At 57.7% G+C, this 20192-nt stretch carries 20 protein-coding genes; 5 read left to right on the top strand and 15 right to left on the bottom strand.

Annotated elements, in window-relative coordinates; all coding sequences use genetic code 11:
* From HMPREF2875_RS03510 to HMPREF2875_RS03490, 5 genes are all read right to left on the bottom strand, one after another.
* Positions 1-758, bottom strand: a 758-nt coding sequence (locus HMPREF2875_RS03510; protein ID WP_070670316.1) for an HtaA domain-containing protein, incomplete at its 3' end; no start/stop codon positions are given.
* Positions 751-1545, bottom strand: a complete 795-nt coding sequence (locus HMPREF2875_RS03505) for an ABC transporter ATP-binding protein (protein WP_042531671.1) — start codon at positions 1543-1545, stop codon at positions 751-753. The genes HMPREF2875_RS03505 and HMPREF2875_RS03510, both read right to left, overlap by 8 nt.
* Entirely contained in the window at positions 1545-2588 is a 1044-nt protein-coding gene (locus HMPREF2875_RS03500) for a FecCD family ABC transporter permease (RefSeq protein WP_042531673.1), read from the bottom strand. Before HMPREF2875_RS03500 ends, HMPREF2875_RS03505 begins: the two co-directional genes overlap by 1 nt.
* The gene (locus HMPREF2875_RS03495) at positions 2569-3615 is read right to left on the bottom strand and encodes a heme/hemin ABC transporter substrate-binding protein (RefSeq protein ID WP_042531676.1); all 1047 of its coding nucleotides are present in this window, start codon (positions 3613-3615) and stop codon (positions 2569-2571) included. Before HMPREF2875_RS03495 ends, HMPREF2875_RS03500 begins: the two co-directional genes overlap by 20 nt.
* A gap of 10 nt (positions 3616-3625) precedes the next feature.
* On the bottom strand, positions 3626-5479 hold the full coding sequence (locus HMPREF2875_RS03490; protein ID WP_070670313.1) for an HtaA domain-containing protein: 1854 nt from the start codon (positions 5477-5479) through the stop codon (positions 3626-3628).
* A 114-nt stretch (positions 5480-5593) separates the two neighbouring features.
* On the opposite strand from HMPREF2875_RS03490, the gene HMPREF2875_RS03485 reads away from it, so the two are divergent.
* Positions 5594-6058, top strand: a complete 465-nt coding sequence (locus HMPREF2875_RS03485) for a hypothetical protein (RefSeq protein WP_042531680.1) — start codon at positions 5594-5596, stop codon at positions 6056-6058.
* Positions 6059-6197: 139 nt separating this feature from the next.
* The gene (locus HMPREF2875_RS03480; protein ID WP_083311835.1) at positions 6198-7175 is read left to right on the top strand and encodes an SLAC1 family transporter; all 978 of its coding nucleotides are present in this window, start codon (positions 6198-6200) and stop codon (positions 7173-7175) included.
* Between the two features lie 30 nt (positions 7176-7205).
* Here HMPREF2875_RS03480 and HMPREF2875_RS03475 read toward each other — a convergent pair whose 3' ends face one another.
* On the bottom strand, positions 7206-7778 hold the full coding sequence (locus HMPREF2875_RS03475; protein WP_042531684.1) for an META domain-containing protein: 573 nt from the start codon (positions 7776-7778) through the stop codon (positions 7206-7208).
* Positions 7779-7899: 121 nt separating this feature from the next.
* The gene (locus HMPREF2875_RS03470) at positions 7900-8493 is read right to left on the bottom strand and encodes an META domain-containing protein (RefSeq protein ID WP_042531686.1); all 594 of its coding nucleotides are present in this window, start codon (positions 8491-8493) and stop codon (positions 7900-7902) included.
* 106 nt (positions 8494-8599) lie between these two features.
* Between HMPREF2875_RS03470 and HMPREF2875_RS03465 the strand changes: the two genes are divergently transcribed.
* Positions 8600-8974, top strand: coding sequence for a hypothetical protein (locus HMPREF2875_RS03465; RefSeq protein ID WP_042531688.1), 375 nt, complete (start codon positions 8600-8602; stop codon positions 8972-8974).
* On the opposite strand, the gene HMPREF2875_RS03460 is transcribed toward HMPREF2875_RS03465, so the two are convergent.
* From HMPREF2875_RS03460 to thrC, 4 genes are read right to left on the bottom strand one after another with little or no spacing between them, the layout of a single operon-like run.
* Positions 8953-9486: an NUDIX hydrolase gene (locus tag HMPREF2875_RS03460; RefSeq protein ID WP_070670310.1), complete on the bottom strand. Its 534-nt coding sequence runs from the start codon at positions 9484-9486 to the stop codon at positions 8953-8955. The genes HMPREF2875_RS03465 and HMPREF2875_RS03460 overlap by 22 nt on opposite strands.
* A gap of 18 nt (positions 9487-9504) precedes the next feature.
* Positions 9505-10341, bottom strand: coding sequence for a S1 family peptidase (locus HMPREF2875_RS03455; protein WP_070670307.1), 837 nt, complete (start codon positions 10339-10341; stop codon positions 9505-9507).
* Complete coding sequence (locus HMPREF2875_RS13655) at positions 10334-10477, bottom strand: hypothetical protein (RefSeq protein ID WP_168165561.1); 144 nt, start codon at positions 10475-10477, stop codon at positions 10334-10336. The genes HMPREF2875_RS03455 and HMPREF2875_RS13655 overlap by 8 nt, the downstream gene beginning before the upstream one ends.
* 3 nt (positions 10478-10480) lie before the next feature.
* Positions 10481-11926: a threonine synthase gene (thrC, locus tag HMPREF2875_RS03450; RefSeq protein WP_070670304.1), complete on the bottom strand. Its 1446-nt coding sequence runs from the start codon at positions 11924-11926 to the stop codon at positions 10481-10483.
* 38 nt (positions 11927-11964) lie between these two features.
* Between thrC and HMPREF2875_RS03445 the strand changes: the two genes are divergently transcribed.
* Positions 11965-13260 carry an MFS transporter gene (locus HMPREF2875_RS03445; protein WP_070670301.1) on the top strand — a complete coding sequence of 432 codons (1296 nt, stop codon included), beginning with the start codon at positions 11965-11967 and terminating at the stop codon, positions 13258-13260.
* Between the two features lie 258 nt (positions 13261-13518).
* Here the strand turns inward: HMPREF2875_RS03445 and HMPREF2875_RS03440 are convergent, their stop codons facing one another.
* The 4 genes from HMPREF2875_RS03440 to HMPREF2875_RS03425 form a co-directional block, all read right to left on the bottom strand.
* Positions 13519-13956 carry a hypothetical protein gene (locus HMPREF2875_RS03440; protein WP_070670298.1) on the bottom strand — a complete coding sequence of 146 codons (438 nt, stop codon included), beginning with the start codon at positions 13954-13956 and terminating at the stop codon, positions 13519-13521.
* A gap of 28 nt (positions 13957-13984) precedes the next feature.
* Positions 13985-14302 (bottom strand): hypothetical protein, encoded by a 318-nt coding sequence (locus HMPREF2875_RS03435; RefSeq protein WP_070670295.1) that lies wholly within the window; start codon positions 14300-14302, stop codon positions 13985-13987.
* Between the two features lie 125 nt (positions 14303-14427).
* A complete protein-coding gene (locus tag HMPREF2875_RS03430; protein ID WP_070670292.1) occupies positions 14428-17487 on the bottom strand; it encodes a bifunctional [glutamine synthetase] adenylyltransferase/[glutamine synthetase]-adenylyl-L-tyrosine phosphorylase in 3060 nt (1019 codons plus the stop codon).
* Positions 17488-17494: 7 nt separating this feature from the next.
* Positions 17495-18832 carry a glutamine synthetase family protein gene (locus HMPREF2875_RS03425; RefSeq protein WP_070670289.1) on the bottom strand — a complete coding sequence of 446 codons (1338 nt, stop codon included), beginning with the start codon at positions 18830-18832 and terminating at the stop codon, positions 17495-17497.
* Between the two features lie 406 nt (positions 18833-19238).
* On the opposite strand from HMPREF2875_RS03425, the gene HMPREF2875_RS03420 reads away from it, so the two are divergent.
* Positions 19239-20099, top strand: coding sequence for a DUF2786 domain-containing protein (locus tag HMPREF2875_RS03420; RefSeq protein WP_246817023.1), 861 nt, complete (start codon positions 19239-19241; stop codon positions 20097-20099).
* The last annotated feature ends 93 nt before the right edge of the window (positions 20100-20192 follow it).

The following is a 20192-nucleotide window of genomic DNA, read 5'->3' as shown; positions in this document are numbered from 1 at the left end:
TGGGACTTCGGCTTCTCCCCCTCGGACGGAACCTCGTCATTGTCTTTCTCTTGGCCGCAGCCCGGGGCGAGATTGAGGGTCAGCTGCGCGCTGTCCACCTCTGGGTTGTAGTCGTGGCTGTACATACCCATGAACAGGAAGTCAACGCCCTCGACGTCACCAGAATCATTCGTTCCGGGCTGTCGCTCGTACATCACGTCGGAAGCATTAAGCGTGAGAGTATCGCCGTCCTTGCTCCACTGTGCCTTACCTTGACCGAACGCCCCTTCACCAGTACGCTTGTTGGCTTCAACGCGGTCCTCCGGGGTGTACTGCGTCATGTGCTTGCCTTCAACAAAGTAGGCCTCGTAGCCGGAGCCGAGCTGGGCCTTATCGCCTTCGGTCTGCACGAATGGGTTCGTCATCTTGGAGTACAGCGCTCCGTGGTGTCCAGTGAAAGTAATCGAAGAGTCCTTGGCCTTGATCTTCGATGCAGTGACATTGCCGGCCTCGTCCACAGAGACTGTGGACGCTTCCGGATCGACTTCGAAACCGAAGGTGAAATCGCTGCCTGTCGGATCGCCGTTTTCCTTCACCGTTCCGGTCGTCTCCCAGTCACCGTTAGCGATTCGTCCCTTGATGTAGGAGCGCCAGGAGTGCTTGATACCCCAGTTGAAAGTGCCGGATTCGATGGTGCAGGATTCTGCTTCTGCCGCGGTTGCCTGCGGCACAGTAATCGCCGTCGCTGCGATAGCGGTCACCAAGATTTTTTTAAACATGGAAGTCCTCCAGTTGATGCGAGAAAAATGAATTGATTGTGGGCGCGGCACGCTGTGGTTGTACCTGCAGCCCGTCGACGGAGATCGGCCAGCCGTACACCTCTGACAAGATGGGACCGGTGAAAACCTCCGCCACGCGCCCTTGAGCTGCGATCCCCCCGCGTGAGACGCACACGATGTGATCGCAATATGCGGCTGCCGCGTTCAGGTCATGGAGCACCACGAGTGCGGTTACTCCTGCCTCGCGGGCTAGGGCTTTCGCAGAACCCAGTAGCTGTTCTTGGTGGCGGATATCGAGGGCCGCTGTCGGTTCATCCAGCAGGATTATTGGAGTATTTTGTGCAAGAACACGGGCAAAGGCCACCCGCGCACGTTCACCACCGGAAAGCGTGCTGATATCGCGTCCGGAGAGATGCGCGGCTCCAGCTGTTTCAAGGGCAGCTTCGATAAACTGCTCGTCAAGTTCGGCGTGGGGCGTTCCGCGCCAAGGGCGGCGGCCCATCGCGACAACATCGCGTACCAGAAATTCAAAGGACACCGAAACATCCTGAAGCATCACCGCACGTTTGCGTGCGAGCTCACGGGGCGAGGTCTTCGGCGACAAACCGCCGACACTGATTTCACCGGAGAAGTCGATATCACCCGCGATCGCGCCAAGGACAGTTGACTTCCCCGCACCATTCGGGCCAATTAGTCCGGTGACCTCGCCTGGCCGGGCATTAAAGGTCACGCTGTCAACGAGGGTAACCCCGTCGACTTGGACGGTGAGGTTGTCCACGTTCAGCATCAGTGCACCCCCTTTCGCATCATGCGGCGCAACAGGATGAAGAAGGTCGGTCCGCCAACTAAGGCGGTAAAAATACCGATTGGGAGGTCCGCAAAGGGAATCAAGGTTCGTGCTGCCACATCCGCAAAGCCGATGAGCACCGCACCACCTAAGGCGGATGCAGGAATGAGGATGTGGTTTTGCGGTCCTACGATGCTGCGTAACAAGTGGGGAACGATGAGCCCAACGAAGCCGATGAGGCCGGCGAAGGACACAGCAGCTGCGGTAAGCACTGCGGATGCCACAATTGCCACGATGCGCAACACAGACACATCTACGCCAGTGTGCACAGCAGCGCGTTCGCCCAGCGCAAGAATGTCAAGTTGCCTGCCCAAACGCAGGGCTACTGCTATACCGATAAGGACGATGGGAAAAACAACCCATACGTGCTTCCACTGCGAGCCATTGAACGAACCCATCTGCCAAAAAATGATGGCTTCCCGGTTGGCGGTCGGTGCTAGGTACACCATGAAGGAGATGATTGCATTGCACACTGCATTAATGGCGATACCCGTGAGGATCAGGTGAACCACCGTGACGCGACCGTTATAGCGTGCAAGTTGGTAGATAATGAAAGTAACTAAAAGTGCGCTCAAGAAAGCCAGCGCTGGCACAGTGAAAGTTCCCACGAAGGTGAGGTTGAAGACGAATGCTACAGCCGCCCCAACACCTGCACCGGAGGTCACTCCGATGATGGATGGCTCCGCCAGAGGATTGGCAAAGATGGCCTGCATCAACGTGCCGGCAACGCCTAGAGCAGCACCTACGAGTAGCCCCAAAACCAAGCGCGGCAGGCGAATATTCCATACCACGCTGGCTGTGAGGGACTCTTGCCCCGGCCCTAAGGCCAGAATCGGGAACAGATCAGAAAGCGCAATGTAGTACTGTCCGAGGACGATCGAGATGAGTCCCGCTAGAACAGCAAGCACCGCTAAGAATATGAATACCGATATCCGCTGAGTGCGGCGTCGTGTGAAGACGTCGCTATGCATTGTCTGGGTCATATACAGCCTTTGCGAGTTTGACCAGTGTCTGACCGGTCATGGGGCCGAAGGCCAGGGACTGGCCGTCAGGAATGGTGACGATGCGCTGCTTTTGACCAGCAATGGTCTGAGCCACACCAGGACGTTCCAGTAGTCCGTCGACTCCGCCAGTGGATTTCAAACCATCGGTCATCATGATGATCACCTCTGGGTTGATGCGGGCCAGCGCTTCTGCGTTAGCAGGTTCGGCATAAGAAAGGTTGTTCTCCGCAGCGAGGTCGACTCCCCCTATTCCTTCGATGAGGTCTTGGGCGCCGGTCCCCTCCCCCATGATGAAGAACACGCCACCGTTCCCGCGGGCGTAGAGGAAGGCCATACGCATTGGTTCCTCGGGGGCAATGGTCTTAATGGCTTCCTTCGACTCATCAATTTCCTTGATGGAGCGCTCTGATAACTTGCGGGCCTCGTCCGGAAGCCCGACGGTCTCACCCAGCGTAATGATGTCTTCGTCAACCGAGTCGATGGTCCGCTGCGGTTCCATGACCACAGTGGTCACGCCTGCTTCACGGATCTGATCGATCGCATCACGGGGCCCAATGGAGTGGTCCACGATAACGAGCGTCGGATTAAGTTCTAGGACTGCCTCAACATTGATATTGTGGCCGCCTTCAGTCACGACAGGACGATCCGCCAGATTCGGTTCAGTGGAAGAGACGGTGCGGCCAACGATATTGTCCGCGAGCCCCAATCCACTCAGCGTTTTGGTGTAGGTCCCATAAATATCGAGCGCCAGAATCCGCGAGACGTCCGTGACGGAGACGTCATAACCATCAGCGTCAGTAAGTTCCACCGGAAGGGCGGGCTGGACTTTAGTACTTACCGGCTCGATATCGGCGAAGTCACTTACCTCAGTAACGCCTTCGAAGGAGCGCGGGTCGGAAAGGTCCTGCGGGTCCGGTAGCTGGTCTGTATAGCTTCCTTGCACGCCACAGGCAGTCAATCCCACGATGCACAGAAGCGGGAAAAGGAGACGTAGGAGAAGTTTCACGGCGATCTTTCTAGGAGTTGTTCATAATGAGGCGGCTGGTGGAGCCTCCGGCGATAATGAGCCCGGCGATGAACAGGAGGAGGTAGGTAACTAGGTCATCGGTGGTGCCGTTCTCGGAGTTCGCGGACTTGATCTGGAATTTCTTTGAACCATCTTCGTAGCCCTGCGACGAGTCACTGGCCAGCGCGTTGTCTACTGCTTCGGAGTTGACGCCGCCACTGCCCTTCGCCTCGGAGCCGGCACTGTCTCCCGCACTGGACGAGCCGCCACCACTATTGCCGCCAACAGCGTCGTTGCAATCGGCGTTTCCGCCCAGGCTGGCGTTGAAACTTAGCGGATCGAGTTGTGTTCCAGGTTCATAGAATTCGGCGAATGCCTTGGAGCCAACGTCAGTCAGGGATACTGTTGCTTCACCCGAAACGGCATCTGTCCCCACTTCCAGAGACGTGAAATTCAAGTCGGCGATGGCGGTGCGTCCGAAGTCCTTCTTCTCGCCTTCCATGTTGGAGGAGCGCACGTCGCCGATTAGTTTTCCGGTTTTACCGTTGAAGGAGATTTCTAGATTCGCAATATTGAGGTCGAGCTTGCCGTGGTGGCCGGTGAACTGGATGCTTCCGCCGTAGCGCACGGAACCCGCGCCGTCCTTAACTGCGCCTGAGTTGCCGGAAAACTGGAATCTACTATTGCTGTATCCGACTCCCGAGAGATCCCATTTTCCTTGCGCAATGGAGCCGGTGATATAGGACTGGAATGACTTCTTCACTCCCCACTGCGCCCTAGCTTGGGTCACACCGGTGGCTTGGCAGGTTTCGTTGGCTGCAGAGGCTGCCCCTGACGAAGAATCCGCCGAGCTCGTCGCCCCCGAAGCACCGGAGTTAGGCACTCCAGCTGTCGACGCTCCCACGCTGGATCCGTTGCCAACTGCTGCTGTTTCTGGAAGGCTGTTGGCGCTTCGGCCCGGGGTACTGGTGCTACCGGAGGTAGAGTTGCCAGACTGCGCGCTAGCCGACACCGCTGGAGCCGCAGCCGAGTTGGTGTCGCCTCGCTTCTTGAATGAGTCCAGCTCGTCCAAGAAGGCTTGGGTATTACCCATAAACGTGGTGACACCGTTCATGGTGTCGTTGGTTTCGGACAACATAGCCATGACTTCCTTGTTGAAGCCCGTAAAATTGCCGGTAATAGAGTTCAGCTGCCGTTTCGAGCCAGATCCATTGTCGGCTGCACCGCCGGAACCAGAGCAGGATCCATCCAACGCGATGGTGCCTGAGGAAGGATCGAGTTCTTCGCCCTGCTCATAGAAGCCCGTGAAGAGCTTGACTCCCCCGGCGCTAAGAGACGTGGTTCCCGTCAGGTTCACTGCCGAGCCGTTGTCCTTGACAGGCTCCTGCAGATTAATGGTGGCGATGACCTCATCGTCGCCCTTAATCTGGGCCCCGCGGGTGTAGTTGCTTCGGTTCAGTTCATAAGAAACGTAGTCAACCGTCACTTTTGCTTGGTCACCGGAAGCAATGACCTTGAAGTCCGACATTGTCATGTCGAGAACCCCGTCATGTCCTGTGAAGTTCAGCGTGCCTTGGAACGGGATGGTGACTGTACCGCCAGAGGACGTGGGCGCGCTGGCTTGGAACACAAAAGCACCGTTGCCTTTTTCATCACCGCTAAAGCCGATACCGCTGGCTCCCCAGCCGCCGCGGGCGATATTGCCTTTGATGTAGCTTCGGAAGGATTGCTTGATCCCCCAGTTCCACGTACAGGAAGTCTCTGCGTGAGCTACCGGGGCGCTGTTCAAAAATGGAACGGCGCCGAGAGCAAGGGGAGCTGCGATCATCACACCGCATGCTGAGCGCCAGAGATTGCGAATCATGTTGAGAACCTTGTTTCATCCAGGACTAATTATAGGCTAGGCTTGCCTTGGTAAGGTCAGCCTGCCCTAAATTAACAGGTTTGTCAACATATCAACTAAACCGGAGGAAACAGCATGCACAGCCACCCCCACACCGATATCTTCAGGAGCATCTACCCCGACGTAGATCCGGCCCAAAAGTTCCCCCCTACTCTGTCGGAACGCGTGGCGTTAGCGTTCGCCGTCGGCGTTTTCATGTTCGGCGGAGTGAAGGGAGACCTACTCATCGCTGGCGCAGGGCTGGTGTTTGTTGTGGGCTGCGTTTGGACGCTTTCCCGAAAGACTCCCCGGCGCATCCGTGCCGAAGCGCGTAGCCGGTTCCCCCAAGAACCATGGGTGGAAAACCCTAGCCCCCTTATCCCCGCTTTATGGCTCGTGCTCGGTGCACTCGCCGTATCCGCGTGGTGGTTTACCCCTGATGAGTTTCTCACATGGAGCGCTTCCGCAGTGGCTATCCTGGCAGCCGCTGTAACGTGGTACATGCCGGCTATACAAGCTCGTCGCACGGATGTACCTGAAGGACCTGATTCAAACCCATAACAACCCCGAGCTTCCGTGATGCCGCGAGCCCGATCCTTGAAGCTAGCAGGCACAAATGGGCAGGTTACCCACCCCACAGGAGCCCGGTTCCGCAAAGTTCAGCACATCAATAGGACAGTAGGCGGGGAATACAGCTACCATGCCATCTGTGTCTGATAGATTCCGCCAATTGCCGCCGCCTGGCCCCGCTTGGGGAGGCAGTCTCATGGGTACCTCGATCGTATCCCGCCTCCTTGTCGAAAACGGTTTGATGATTGGCTCCGCCGTGTTTGCTGGCATTGCCTGTGTCATCTTCTTGGTTCTCACCATCGGTTTTGCGCGCTACCGCCAGCCCAGCTTTGCGCGCACAACAATGGCGGAATGGTCGATGTACTTTATTGGAATCTTGGCGCTCGGCGCGGCACTGTCGGGTCTAACGGGTATTCCAGCGTTCCGGCTCGTGGGTTTCTGGATCGGTGCTCCCGTCACCGTTGTCACGTGGGCTATTCAGCTCACCCGCTTCGACGGCCAGCCACGGTTTACCTGGGGATTGCCGCTGGTGGGACCCATGATTTCCTCCTCTGTCGCCGGGTTCTGTGCCCGCGATTACGGCCAGTTCTATCACTTGTTGGGCACGGGCTTTTTCGCCATGTCGATTCTCACGGCCGTCCCAACGTTCATCCGTGTGTACTGGGCCGCGTGGCACAGCAAAGTGGATCTCAGTGGCCCGAACTCCGCCACCGCCTGGGTGCCGCTGGGTGTGGTGGGACAGTCCACCACTGCGATGCAGATCCTCTACCCAGGTAAGTTCTCCGTGTACTACGGTCTCACCGCGATGATTATCGCTATCCCCCTTGCTCTGTGGGCAATGGCGAAGTTCTACCCCAACGTCGTACGGTGGGCGGAGTACACACCGGCCTGGTGGGCATGCACCTTCCCGCCGGGAACGGTGAGCATGGGAGGCCACCAAGTCGCTCTCGTCAACGGCTCTGAGCTTTTAGATCTCATCTCCCTGAGCCTGCCTATCTTGCTCATTGTTCACTGGACAGCCTGTTCCAGCCGCTTTGTCAGCTGGGCAATCGAGGGCCGCCGAATTGCTGAACGCACAAAAGAAAGTGGCCAGCCCGTTGCGGGCTAGCCACCGTGCAGCGCAGTTTGTTTACTTTATTTACTCCGCAGCTTTGACGAACTGAATGACGTGTCCCTGGGTGACGAAGGCAATGGTCGAATCGTCGATGGCGTAGACGTGTGGCTTGGCGTAGACAAGATCGGTGAATGCCTTAGCATCCTCCATCACGGACTTTTCGCAGCCCTTTTTCGTGGTCATCACGTCCTTCAATTCCACGGTGCCGTTCTTTTCGTCGACCGCGTAGGTGCCGCTGCCGCCGTTGCAGCCGTCATCAACGGCAACGGTGCCGTCTTCTTGGAAGCCGATGGTGATGTTCTTGTTCTTCTTGGCTTCAAACGGGCCGTCAAGGAGAACCTTGTTGGCCTCATCGGCAGAGAGTGGTGCCTTCAGGCCCTCGACGTCATCGATCTTTTCGACAACGCCGGAGCCCTTCTCATCATCTTGGCCGCCAAAGATCTTGGAGCTCAGCTGTGCGAACTGGCTGGAGCCGGAGGCGAAGGGGTTGGTGGGGGCAGATTCCACAGCACCAGCAACGCCGGTGCCAAAGGCGCTGCAGGTCAGTGCTGCGAACGCGGTTGCAATGGTCGCTTTCTTGAATGTGTGCGTCAACATGGTTTCACCCTAAAAAGCATCACGCTACAAACACAAGGCTTTTCATGGGTTTGTACTACAACTTTATACTTTCCCCAAGGAAACCATTTGTCTCACAGCTTTGACACGCACCGGCAAGATTTTACTTGTCTTCAGACTTGACGAACTGAATGACAATACCCTGGGCGCCCAAGGCATAGGTGGAATCGTCGATAGGGAAGACTGCAGGCTTAATCTCTAGAATCGACTTGAAATCCTGGGCATCAGCCATCACCGGCTTATCGCATGCCATCCTGGTCTCAGTGAGATTGTCAATGACAATCGCATCAGCCCCGTCGAAGTGGTAGGTGCCAGAACCGTGGTTGCAGCCATCGTTGTAGGACAGGGTGCCGTCCTCGTTGAAGGTGACAGATACGGCATCGTTCTTCTTGGCCTTGAAAGTGCCGACAATCGCCTTCTTCGCTTCATCGGCAGGAAGCTTGTCCTTGAAGCCGTCGACCTCCTCATACTTCTCGATGAGGCCGGAGCCCTTCTCATCATCCTTGCCGCCGTCATTGTTGCCGCCCTTGTTGCCAAACAGCTTAGAGCTCAGCTCTTCGATCTGGCTGGAGCTGGAGGCGAAAGGGTTAGCGGAGGTCGGTTCCGCAGCACCAGCAACGCCGGTGCCGAGGGCACCGCAGGTCAGTGCTGCGAGTGCGGTTGCAATGGTCGCTTTCTTGAGTGTGTGTGACATCATGGTCTTCACCCTAAAGAGCGCCCCACCCGCGTCTCAAGGGATTTCATTTGTTTGTGCTACTACTTTATGCTTCCGCCAAGAAAACAATCTTTCTCCCAGCTTCGCCATGACACCACCACTCACCTTCATCGCGCTCGACGGCGCCGACGTTGATGCGGTGCGTGCTCTTCTTGCGGGCTTGCCCAGGGAGGGTATATATCTGCGCCGCGGCACCTTGCTGCTCGAAACCTCCTACCTAGGGCCGGGCGCGCGAGATGTGTACGCCACAGCATGGGGCTATGGGATGAGCGATGTTACCTTGCTCTTTGCCCTGTCCTGTCACGGACGGCTGCTGATGACCGTGGGACAGCTGGTCTTGGTAGGCGTCGACAAGCACAGCCCCTGGATTGGCCGAGAAGAACTGGAGGACTCCATCGTCGACGGTGAGGTCAGTGTGGTGACGGAGCCGAAAGAACTGGCTTACTGGTTACGCTTGACGTAGCCCATGCGGGGCCGGAAGCCCTGTGGGTGTTTCATCTGCGCCACAGCATCGCCGATAACCATGCGGTGGCGGGCGCTGACGGACGTCGGCATCTGCGCCACGGAGAACCACTGGGCATCCAGGTTTTCCTCGTCAGAAACGACGGGTTCAGCATCGTCCGGAACAGACACGCGGAGGGTGGTGTCCATAAACATGCACTGATCCCCATTGGGGAAGGTAACGGGGCCGACCTGACCCACGCCAAGGAGAGCCTCAATGCGCCCATCGAGGCCGATTTCTTCCTTGACTTCGCGCAGCGCTGTGGTGGTGATTTCCTCACCCGGCTCGCAGATTCCAGAGACCGGAGCCCAGGCACCATTATCGGCACGCTGCGCCAACAGCACCGAAGGCAGCTCCCAGATAGCGGATCCGGTAGGCACCGCGCGCACAATTACCGCGGTAACAGCGGGAAGAAAGAGCTGGTCGTGGCCGATTTTCTCACGCAAGGACACAATATACTCAGGAGTGGGCATGGCCCTTATCCTACTGGTTTAGAGGGGGTCCAGAATCTTCGGGAGGACGGCATTGATATCGGCTGCCACGGTAAAGGACATTTCCGCGCCGGCAGCGGGCGCGCACTCGGCGCCGTCGATAGCCGCATCAGTCGTACCGGAAAGCACACCCACGATGACTCCTTCCTGCGGGGTTCCTGGCGCTCCATACACCGGCGCGCCGGAGTCGCCGCGGGCCGAGCAGGCCTGCGCCCGCGCGGACATCGTATCCACCGTGCGGTCGTCATACGTGAGCTTGCCAGGGCCCGCGCGGTGTGTGAGTTGACCGCACGTCTCTCCTGTGATGCGCCCCAGCTTGCACACCTGGTCAGGCAAGGTACTCTCCCCCGCCGCGGCGACGGAGGTCGGCATATCCTGTGGCGTGTAGAAGTCAACGTCGCGGGTAATCTCCACCAATGCGAAGTCGAGCTCGTGTGTTTCCGGCGCCAACAGATCCGAATAGATGATGGTTCCCACAGGCTCCGCTGGGTACGTGAATTCCCCTTCGGCGTTGCCGGCCCACACGGTATCGCCAGGCTCACCGCAATGGGAGGCGGTGACGGCGATCGTGCGGCCGTCGCCAAGCACAAAGCTCCATGCCACCGTGCACAAGTTGAAGTCGAAATTCTCCCCTGGAACGGGCTCACCGGAGCTGACATCCAGGGCGGCGCCTGGAGGCACCGGGGATGCCTGCGGTGTTGTTGCCTGTGGTGGTGCGGCCACCACGGTCGAATACGGCGCGCTGCCTGCCGCAGAGAGGGGTTCCTCCACAGGAATGCAGGAGGCCGTAGCGAGTCCCACGGCGAACAGGACGCCGGGGAGGATGCGCCTAGTCATCCTGCTCGGGGCTAGCCTCTTCCGTGTTCTTGGCCTTTTCTTTTTCCATCTCCGCGACCTGTTTCATGTCACGGATGAACTTCTCTGGATCAAACTCGGTGTAGTATTCCGGTCCTGAGAACTGTTCCTGTGCCATGGTTTAGACCTCCGTTGTGCTAATCGACGCCATAATGTAATCCTTCACCGCTGCCGCATCATTTGGCAGTTCCTTAACGCGGCGCTCAGAGTCGAGGATGCCCTGGAAGCGCTCAGGAACCTCTGGTTCTTCACCGATGGCCTCCACGATAGTCTCGGAGAACTTCACCGGCAGGGCCGTCTCCAGACACACAATGGGGCTTTCCACTCCGTATTCTTCCTTCACAGTGCGGGCCACCTTGATGCCGTCTGCGGTGTGTGGGTCGACGAGGACATCGTACTTCTCGTGCACGTCCTTGATGGTGGCAAGACGGTCTGCGTGCGTCGAGGCACCAGACAGGAATCCATAGTCCGCGTGGGCAGAGTCGAGCACGCGCTTGTCGACGCTAAACCCGCCTTCCTTCACCTTGGCACCGAAAAGCTCGTCCACCTGCGCGGCATCGCGGCCAAGCAGATCGAAGACGAAACGCTCAAAGTTGGAGGCACGGGAAATGTCCATCGACGGCGAGGAGGTCTTGTGCGTCTGCGCCGAGGAGCGCGGACGGTAATTACCCGTGCGGAAGAATTCATCCAAGACGTCGTTCTCATTCGTGGCCACGATGAGACGGTCAATCGGCAGACCCATCTGGCGGGCAATGTGCCCGGCACAAATATCACCGAAGTTACCGGTCGGGACACTGAAGGAGACTTTCTCGGTGTTTTCCGCGGTGACTTTGAGGTAGCAGTTGATGTAGTAGACAATCTGCGCCATGAGGCGAGCCCAGTTGATGGAATTCACCGCACCAATGCGGTATTCCGCCTTGAAGTTTGCGTCAGCGGACACAGCCTTAACCACGTCCTGACAATCATCGAAGACACCATCGAGGGCGATGTTGAAGATGTTGGGGTCATCCAGGCCGAACATCTGAGCTTGCTGGAACGGGGTCATGCGCCCGGCCGGGGTCAGCATAAACACGCGGATGCCCTGGCGCCCGCGCATGGCGTACTCCGCAGAAGAACCCGTATCACCCGAGGTAGCGCCCAGAATATTGAGGGTTTCACCCCGGCGCGCCAGCTCGTACTCGAAGAGCTCGCCGAGCATCTGCATCGCCATATCTTTGAACGCAGCGGTGGGCCCCTCAGAAAGGTGGCCGATGTACAAGTCCTCCCCCAGCTCGCTGACCGGGACGATCTCCTCGTTGGCGAACTTCGGGAAGGTGTAGGCGCGCTGCGCGATAGCCTCGAGATCCTCTTCCGGAATATCATCCACGAAGAGTTTCAGTACCTCCGCCGCCAGCGCTGCGTACCCGCCCTCCGCGAGCGTGTGGCGCCACGAGGTCAGGGTGGCATCGTCGATGCGCGGGTAGGATTCCGGCAGGTACAGGCCTCCGTCAGGGGCCAGGCCTCCCAGGAGGATGTCCGTAAAGGAAGCCGGCTGGCGGTCGGTGTCTCGGGTCGAAATGTACTTCACCCCCTGCATCTTAGTGGGTTGGGCGTAAAGTATCAGCCATGTCGGCTCCTCATCCTCGCGAAGTCATCACCACTAAAGCCCTGTCTGTGTGGGTTGCCGCGATGATGGTGTACATCGTGGCGATGACTGGCCGTACCTCCTTCGGCGTGGCAGGGTTGGAAGCTATTGACCGCTTTGAGGTGGATGCCTCCCGGATTGCGGTTTTTACCTCGGTTCAGCTGGGCGTTTATGCTCTCGCGCAGATTCCTACTGGGTTGCTCATTGATAAGTTTGGGCCTCGGCGCTTGCTCGTCATCGGCTCCGTCATTATGGGTATCGGCCAAGTGGTCTTGGGTTTTACCGCCAACTATTGGGTTGCCATCGCCGCGCGCATTTTAATCGGCTTAGGTGATGCCACCGCCTTCCTCTCGGTGATGCGCATCCTGCCTTATTGGTTCCCGCTGCACCGCACTCCTATGTTTACTCAGGTGACCTCATCACTAGGTCAGCTGGGCCAGTTCATGTCCGCCATCCCGTTCTCCCTGGTGCTGGGGTGGGCTGGGTGGACCACCGCTTTCGTCACCCTGGGCGCGGTGGGCATCCTTATCGCTGTGGCCGCTGCGGTGGCGGTGGCAGACTCGCCTGAGACCCTGGGCATTGTTTCCGCCCCGAAGGAGCGGCCTAATGCTCAGCCACACCGCTTGGGCTCACTGCTAGCCTCGGTGCTGCGTTCCCCGGTGGCCTGGCAGGCTTTCTTTATCCACTGGGTGGGACTCGCTGCCACCAATGTTTTCGTCATGCTGTGGGGAATGCCGATGATGACCGCGGGTCTGGGCTTTTCCAAAACGGAGGCCGGATGGGTACTCACCTGGTTTAGTGTGTGCATGGTCCTCGTTGGACCTCTCCACGGCAAGATTTCCTCCCGTGCCAGTGGCTATCGCCCGTGGCTCACGCTTGGTTTCGTCGCGGTTAATATCACTGTTTGGATTGTCTTCTTCCTAGCGGGCGGCAGCTACTTGTCCTTGTTTATCCTCATCAGCCTGGTGTCGTTGTGCACGCCCGTGGCGAACTATGGTTTCGATATCGTGCGGGAAAACCTTGACCGCACCGTGGTGGCCACCGCGACTGGCCTGGGGAATATGGGCGGATTCATCTCCTCCATGCTCGGCGCGCAACTGTTTGGCGTGGCGCTCGACCACCTGGGTCACGGCCCGGACTACCCCATGACGGATTTCAAGCTTGCTGCGTTCGCAGTGCTGGGCGTGTGGTGCATAGGAATCGTGGGCGTCATCGTGACCCATTTCTTGCGTGGAAAGGACTCTGGCCCACGCGCCACCATCGTGCAGGTGGGTTAATCTGCGGGCAGCGCGCTTATCGCCGTTTCCAAGGGCACCCCATTCGCCACCGCGAACATTCCCAGTCCCCCGCCGATAGGAACGAGGATAGCGAGGCTTACGCCGCACACGGTTCGCAGGAACTCTCGCAGTTGTCGCCGTTTCTCCACGTCAACGCACCAACCTTTATCGTTTCGTTATCTGTGCGTTTGAGAATAAGGCGTCCTCCTGCCAAGAGCGTGCTGGGTTTCTGCCGACTACCTGCCAGAAGCTGGGGGTTTACTGCGCTGGGTTAGATTCGGCGACGATGGGCCCCATGGCCGGGGTCACCAGGCCGGCGTCAAAAGCAGCGAGCGTGCCCGCGGCATCCTCCTTGGTGATCTTGTTGTTGGCCACGGCTTTATCCAGCTCGGCTTTGAGAATCTGGCGGGAGCGATACACATCTGAGGACACCGAGAGGATTCCGCGCGGCACGGATTCCGCGGGGATGCCGAGCGCTTCTGCCAACGCCACGATGCGGTCTTGCTCCGCTGGATCCACGTACGCGTTAAGCGATTGGTCTTGGGGCACTCCACCATCGACGACGTCCTTGACGGTGAGAGCACCTTCGGATACCTGCTGACGCTCTGTCACCCACCAACCAGTGACGACAACAGCGACAACCGCCAGCACCACCGCGATCCACACGGCGATAATTTGCTTGGACTTCACGCCCATCAGTCTAGTTCGCTCTCATCCGCACGGCTTAATCCGTGTCGGGGTCAAACGTGCCAAAGGAGCTACCACGCGGCGGGTACGGCCGGTCGAGGCGCTCGGAAAGGGCATCAATGATGGAACGGATGGTGTTTTCGGCAACGGGACGGTCAAAGTGTGAGCGCTGCTGTGTGTCCTTCTGCGGTTCGACTGGGCGCACGCGTGGCTTATCGACGTCCACCCGCATCACCGTTCCATCCACACTCAGCGCTGCGTGCGGATCACTATCGGCAGCCCGCGCTGCGGCGAGAAATGCTTCGAGGTCGGCGAGGGTGGCATCTTTCAGGTCGAGGGAAAGGTTAAGGCTCATGATGTGGTGTTCCTTCTCTGTGGATTGAGTGTGGTCTGTTGTTTGTGCTTCTGTGGGTCTTCAGGATATGAGCAGTGGGAAAATCTTTTCCTAGTGCTAAGGATATAGATTTTTAGGGAATCGGTTTAGTCATGTTCAAAGGACTCCGCTTCTCCCCAGAACACCTCATCCACCACTTTGCGGGCATGGCGTGTGACTTTGAGATAGTGCTCGAGGAAATCTTGGTTATTCTCTGGCGCCCACCCAGCAGCACCGGCGACCTGCGCCAACTGCGGTCCTGGTGCCGGTAGTTGGTCCACGCGTTTGCCGCGAACAAGGACTAAAGCATTTCGGGCATCGGTGGCCAGTAACCAGGCTTCACGCAGCTCCTGGACCTGCTGTGCCGGAATAACCTCATGTTCCTCCAGCGCATCCAGCACGCGGAGCGTGGAAGGATCATGTAACTCCGGTACCTCGTGTGCATGCATCATTTGCAGCAGCTGTACGGTCCACTCGATATCGGTCAGACCACCTCGCCCCAGCTTGGTGTGGGTATTGCGGTCAGCACCGCGCGGCAGGCGCTCATTATCTACGCGTGCCTTCATACGGCGAATATCACGAAGCGTCTTCTCGCTCGCTCCTTTGTCTGGGTAGCGGAACGTATCGATCATGGCCATAAACCGCTCTCCTACTGCCTCATCGCCGGCAACAAAGGCGGCGCGCAACAGGGCTTGTATTTCCCAGGATTCGCCCCATCGCGAGTAGTAGCGCTCATAAGATTCAATCGAGCGTGCTACGGCGCCTGACCTTCCTTCAGGCCGCAGGCCCAAATCGACCTCAAGTGGCGGGTCTCCAGAGGGCTTAGCAAGGCGACGACGCAGCTTGTCGATGATGCCAATGGCCCACGCCATGGCCTCTGATTCCTCATTGCTTTCAGTGGGCTCAGCAACGACGATGACGTCAGCGTCCGAGCCAAAGCCTAGCTCCATTCCGCCTAGACGCCCCATGCCGATGACCGCGATACGTGCAGGAGGTTCCGCGTCCTCGTTGTCTATCCGCCACGCGCGGACTTCAGCCCTCAGTGCAGCTTCAAGGACGGCATTCCAGATCGTGGAAAGCTCGTGACACACCTGCTGGACCGGTAGGAATCCGAGAAGGTCTGCTGACGCAATACGGGCAAGTTCCACGCGGCGCAGCGACCTCGCGACGGCCACAGCCTTATCCGGATTGGCATGACGCTTGCTCGAATTGATGAGTGCCTTCGACACCTGCTCCGGCTTAGTCTCCAGTAGCTTCGGCCCGGCTGCTCCATCAGAAAGCTGCTTGACCACATCTGGCGCTTTGATGATGAGCTCCGATGTGAACGGCGAGGTGCCCAGAATCTTCATGAGGCGTTGTCCTACGACACCTTCATCACGCAACATGCGCAGGAACCAGTTACGGTCATAGGCTGCTTCCGATAGTTTGCGGTAGTTCAACAGCCCCATGTCGGGGTCTGCAGTAGCGGAGAGCCATTCCATCAGTGTGGGCAGCAAGATGGCCTGGATACGGGCCTTGCGTGAGCTGCCTGCTGCCAAGGATGTGAGGTGCTCGAAAGCGCGATCTGGGTGCCGGTATCCCAAAGCTGCGAGCTGCAAAAGCGCGGCTTCTCGGGAAAGTTTGAGCTCGTCTGCCGACATCGACGCCACAGAGTTGAGAAGTGGGCGATAGAACAGGCGCGAGTGCAGTTCTGAAATGAGCAAGCGGATTTTTCGCAGATGCTCATTCATTCTGTCCGCGGCTGATTGCTGGCCGTGGGAGTGAAAACCTGCGTTAATAGCAAGCCACTTAAGTGCAGCGGCATCATCATTTGCCGGCATTGTGTGCGTGCGGCGGAATCGCTCCAGTTGTAGACGGTGCTCTAGCAACCGCAAAAACTCATAAGCTTCAATGAGCTGTGTGCCGTCTTCTCGCCCCACGTAGCCCGCACGCACAAGAGCTGCGAGCGCATCGACGGTGGCCAGCGAGCGAAGCGTTTCATCAGAGCGCCCATGCACCAACTGAAGCAATTGCACTGCGAACTCAACATCGCGCAAGCCGCCTTCGCCGAGTTTGAGCTCGCGATGGCGCATGTCCTCCGGTACATTCTCGAGGACGCGACGACGCATGGCTTGAACATCCTCAACAAAGGACTCACGCTGGGATGCCGTCCAGACCATGGGTCCGATTGCGTCGAGGTAGTCTTCCCCAAGCGGTAGATAGCCGGTTTGTGGACGTGCCTTGAGCTGTGCCTGGAACTCCCACGTTTCTGCCCACCGCTTGTAATACGCAACGTGCGAATCCAAGGTTCGTACTAGTGCGCCAGATTTTCCCTCTGGTCGCAGGTTCGCGTCGACCTCAAAGAAGCAGGCCGAGCCGATGCGATTGAACTCTGAAGCCAAGCGCGTTACTCGAGGCGAGGCGTCCGAACCAACAAAGATGACGTCAACGTCTGAGATGTAGTTAAGCTCCCCTGCTCCACACTTGCCCATTGCCAGGACGGCCAATTGCGCATCAAGCGGTTGATCACCATAGACAACGCGAACTGCGCCTGCTAGAGCGGCCGTCAATGCGGCGTCTGCCAGAGCCGTCGTAAGCCGCGTCACCTCGCGGAAACCGACGCGAGGTTGCGGTCGCGACTGTCCCTTTCGCGAGTGAAAGGTACCAGCAAGGTCGTGCGCGGCGATGCGCATCATCAGAGTGCGGTACACGGTTTTGAGTTGCGTCTTATGATCTCCTGGCGCGGCGCGGTAGGTTCCGGGGGTCGTCAGATCTTTACTCGCGGAATCAGGGCGCTCTGGCTCCTCGACGAAAGTTGCGGGTTCTGCCCCCACCGTAGTGAGCAGGGTATGAAGCATCTCGGTAGGCGTCGGCAGTGCTCGCTGCAGTTCCTTCCACGTGTCCGGGTGCGCTGCGAGATGATCACCAAAGGCCGAAGAACCACCAAGTAGTGCAATAAGACGCACGCGGAAAGTCTCGTCTTCCTGCATCGCGGTAATGACCTCGGGTGCTCCGTCAACAACCCGCATGAGGGTATTGAGCGCCATGTCAGGATCGCCTGCCGCAGCCAAAGTCCACAGCACATCGAGTGACTCGGCGTTGTCCCACCCTAATTGAGCAAGGTCTTCGGCAGCAGTTGGCCTCGTCAGCCCGAGAGTTGCCGGTGACGGTACAGATGCAGGACGCATGCTTCTCCTAGAAGTTCAGGTTGTGGCGCAGCTCAAAAGCCGTAATCTGCTGCTGGTATTCGTGCCATTCATCCCACTTAGCGCGCAGGAAGTACTCAAAGACATGCTCTCCCAAGACTTCCGCCATAAACTCAGAGCGCTCAAATTCACGAAGCGCCTGATCCAAGCTCGTAGGCAAATCCTTGTAGCCCATTGCGAGGCGTTCCCGTCGCGTCAGCTGGTGGACATCGTCTTCTGCTGGATCTCCAAGCTCGTATCCTTCCTTAATTCCTCGAAGACCTGCGGCGAGCAGCACCGCGTAGCCCAAGTAGGGGTTCATTGCCGAATCCAGCGAACGAATTTCTACCCGGCGCGACATTTCCTTGGACAGGCGGTACGTGGGCACACGCACGAGTGCAGACCTGTTGGATACTCCCCAGGTCACCGACCCCGGAGCTTCGCTACCGAACATGAGGCGCTTGTAGGAGTTTGTCCACTGGTTGGTGATTGCGGTCATCTCGACGGCATGCTCGAGAATTCCAGCAATAAATTGCTTTGCCGTTTCCGACAGAGAAATTTCGTCATCCGGATCGTGGAAGGCATTCGAGTCACCCTCAAAGAGGCTCAAGTGCGTGTGCATACCGGAGCCCGAACGGTGCTCGAAAGGCTTGGGCATAAAGGTGGCATGCACGCCTTGCTGAGAGGCTACCTCCTTGATGACGTATCGGAAGGTCATAATGTGGTCTGCCATCGTCAGCACATCCGCATGACGGAGGTCAATTTCCTGCTGCCCTGGGGAGGTTTCGTGGTGACTAAATTCCGTAGCGATCCCCATGGACTCCAATGCATACATGGAGCGACGACGGAAACTGGGCGCGTTGTCATGAGTGGCCTGGTCAAAGTACCCGCCGTTGTCCGTCGCAACGAGGTTGTTGATATCGCGGGCATCTTCGAGAAGATAAAACTCGACTTCCGGCGAGGCCATACAGGTAAAGCCCTCGTTGGCGGCCTCGGTGACTTGGCGGCGCAGTATATGGCGCGGATCCACCATTGAGGGTTGGCCATCAGGCTGGGCAATATCGCAGAACATGCGCGCCGACAACAGCTCCGGTTCACCTTTGTCGAAGGGCATGATCTGAAATGTCGACGGATCCGGCATCGCAATGGTGTCCGCCTCAGAAATGCGTGAGAACCCCTCGACCGATGAGCCATCGAAGCCAACGCCTTCTTCAAACGCAGATTCCAGTTCCGAGGGGCTCATTACCACGGATTTCAAGGCACCCAGGATGTCGGTGAACCACAGACGGATGAAGCGGATATCGCGTTCTTCAACCGTGCGGAGGACGAATTCGTGTTGGCTGTTCATGCTTTAAACCCTACCGGCGGTCACTGCACGCGAGCCGAAAGTTGCCGTGATTGCCCCCGCGCTGTCAATCGTTGTTCCTGTTCGCAAGAGTAACTCGGGGGCAAAGAATTTCTAACTCACAAACGCCTATCCAGACAGCATGCTTGAATGGCAGCACACCCCGAACACATGTACCAAACAGAAAAGGGCAATTATGAACGCTTACCACTCAGCTCTCTGCGACCGAGCCATTGAACTCGTCATTAGCGCCGCGCAACGTGGCTGGTCTCCTAAAGACCTTCTCCACGTACTTGGAAACTACTGCTACCCCATTATCTACCGTGCCGCTGGCCGGATACCGGCCCACATTACGTCCACGGTTCTCCGCAAAGAATGGCTCACCCTCGAACCGCCAACATCCATGGCTATGAGTACTCAAGAGGTGGAGACTCTCGTTGAAGAGGTAACGAGACTTCCTTGGCTGCGTGACGTCGATGTTCTCGCAGAGAAGACCAATTCCAGTCCTTTACGCAACAGAAAGGAAGAAAAGATTCGAACCAAAATCATCAATCTTCTCAAGAAGGCAGAGTCGACTCCATACGAGGAAGAAGCCAGTGCGCTCATTGCCAAAGCTCAAAGCCTTCAGCAACAGCATCGCCTCGACGGACTGTGTAGCGATTCCCCTCTAAAATTCGTCTCCAAACGAATTCACATCAGCGCGCCGTACATCAACCATCAATCGACATTGCTCAGTGCTATCGCTGACAGAAATGGCTGCTCCGCGCTACAACTTCACCCTAAGGGAATTATCACTATTTTCGGCGCTGAAGATGACCTCGACCATGTCATCGATCTCTTCACATCTCTTCAGCGGCAGTGCGATTGGCATATGCGCCACGGCGAACACGCCGAGATTGCGCAGCAATTAGGAAATCTCGCTTCATACCGCCGCAGCTTCATCTTGTCCTACGCTTCTCGCATTGGAGAACTCCTCGATGAAGCTAATAAGTCTTTTACGCCTCAGGACGCTGACGACACTGACTCAGGACCGTCAGCACAGCAGGATGCTCAAAACGCACTAGCTCAATCGCGTCGCGCACTTCATGCTCTGGATCAGCGAAGACTCGATGCAGAGGCAATCCGTGACCGCTACTTTCCACGCGCACGGACGATATCTCTGGCCATGGGAAGCCATGCCGGCGTCTCCGCAGGGGCATCTGCGGCCGAAAAATCTCACCTCAGCGGCGATTCTGCAGGGGTGAAAGGACGCCGACAGCTAACACGCTAAGCAAATAGAAGGACGCACAAATGGGTCCCGTACCCAGGTAAACTAGGTACATAAGACAGGGCATTTTCCGCCCGACAATGAACAATCCCTCCT

It is taken from the genome of Corynebacterium sp. HMSC078H07 (assembly GCF_001812805.1).
GTDB lineage: Bacteria > Actinomycetota > Actinomycetes > Mycobacteriales > Mycobacteriaceae > Corynebacterium.
Note: the sequence above shows the minus strand (reverse complement) of the source record. Positions and strands in the feature narration are given on the sequence as shown.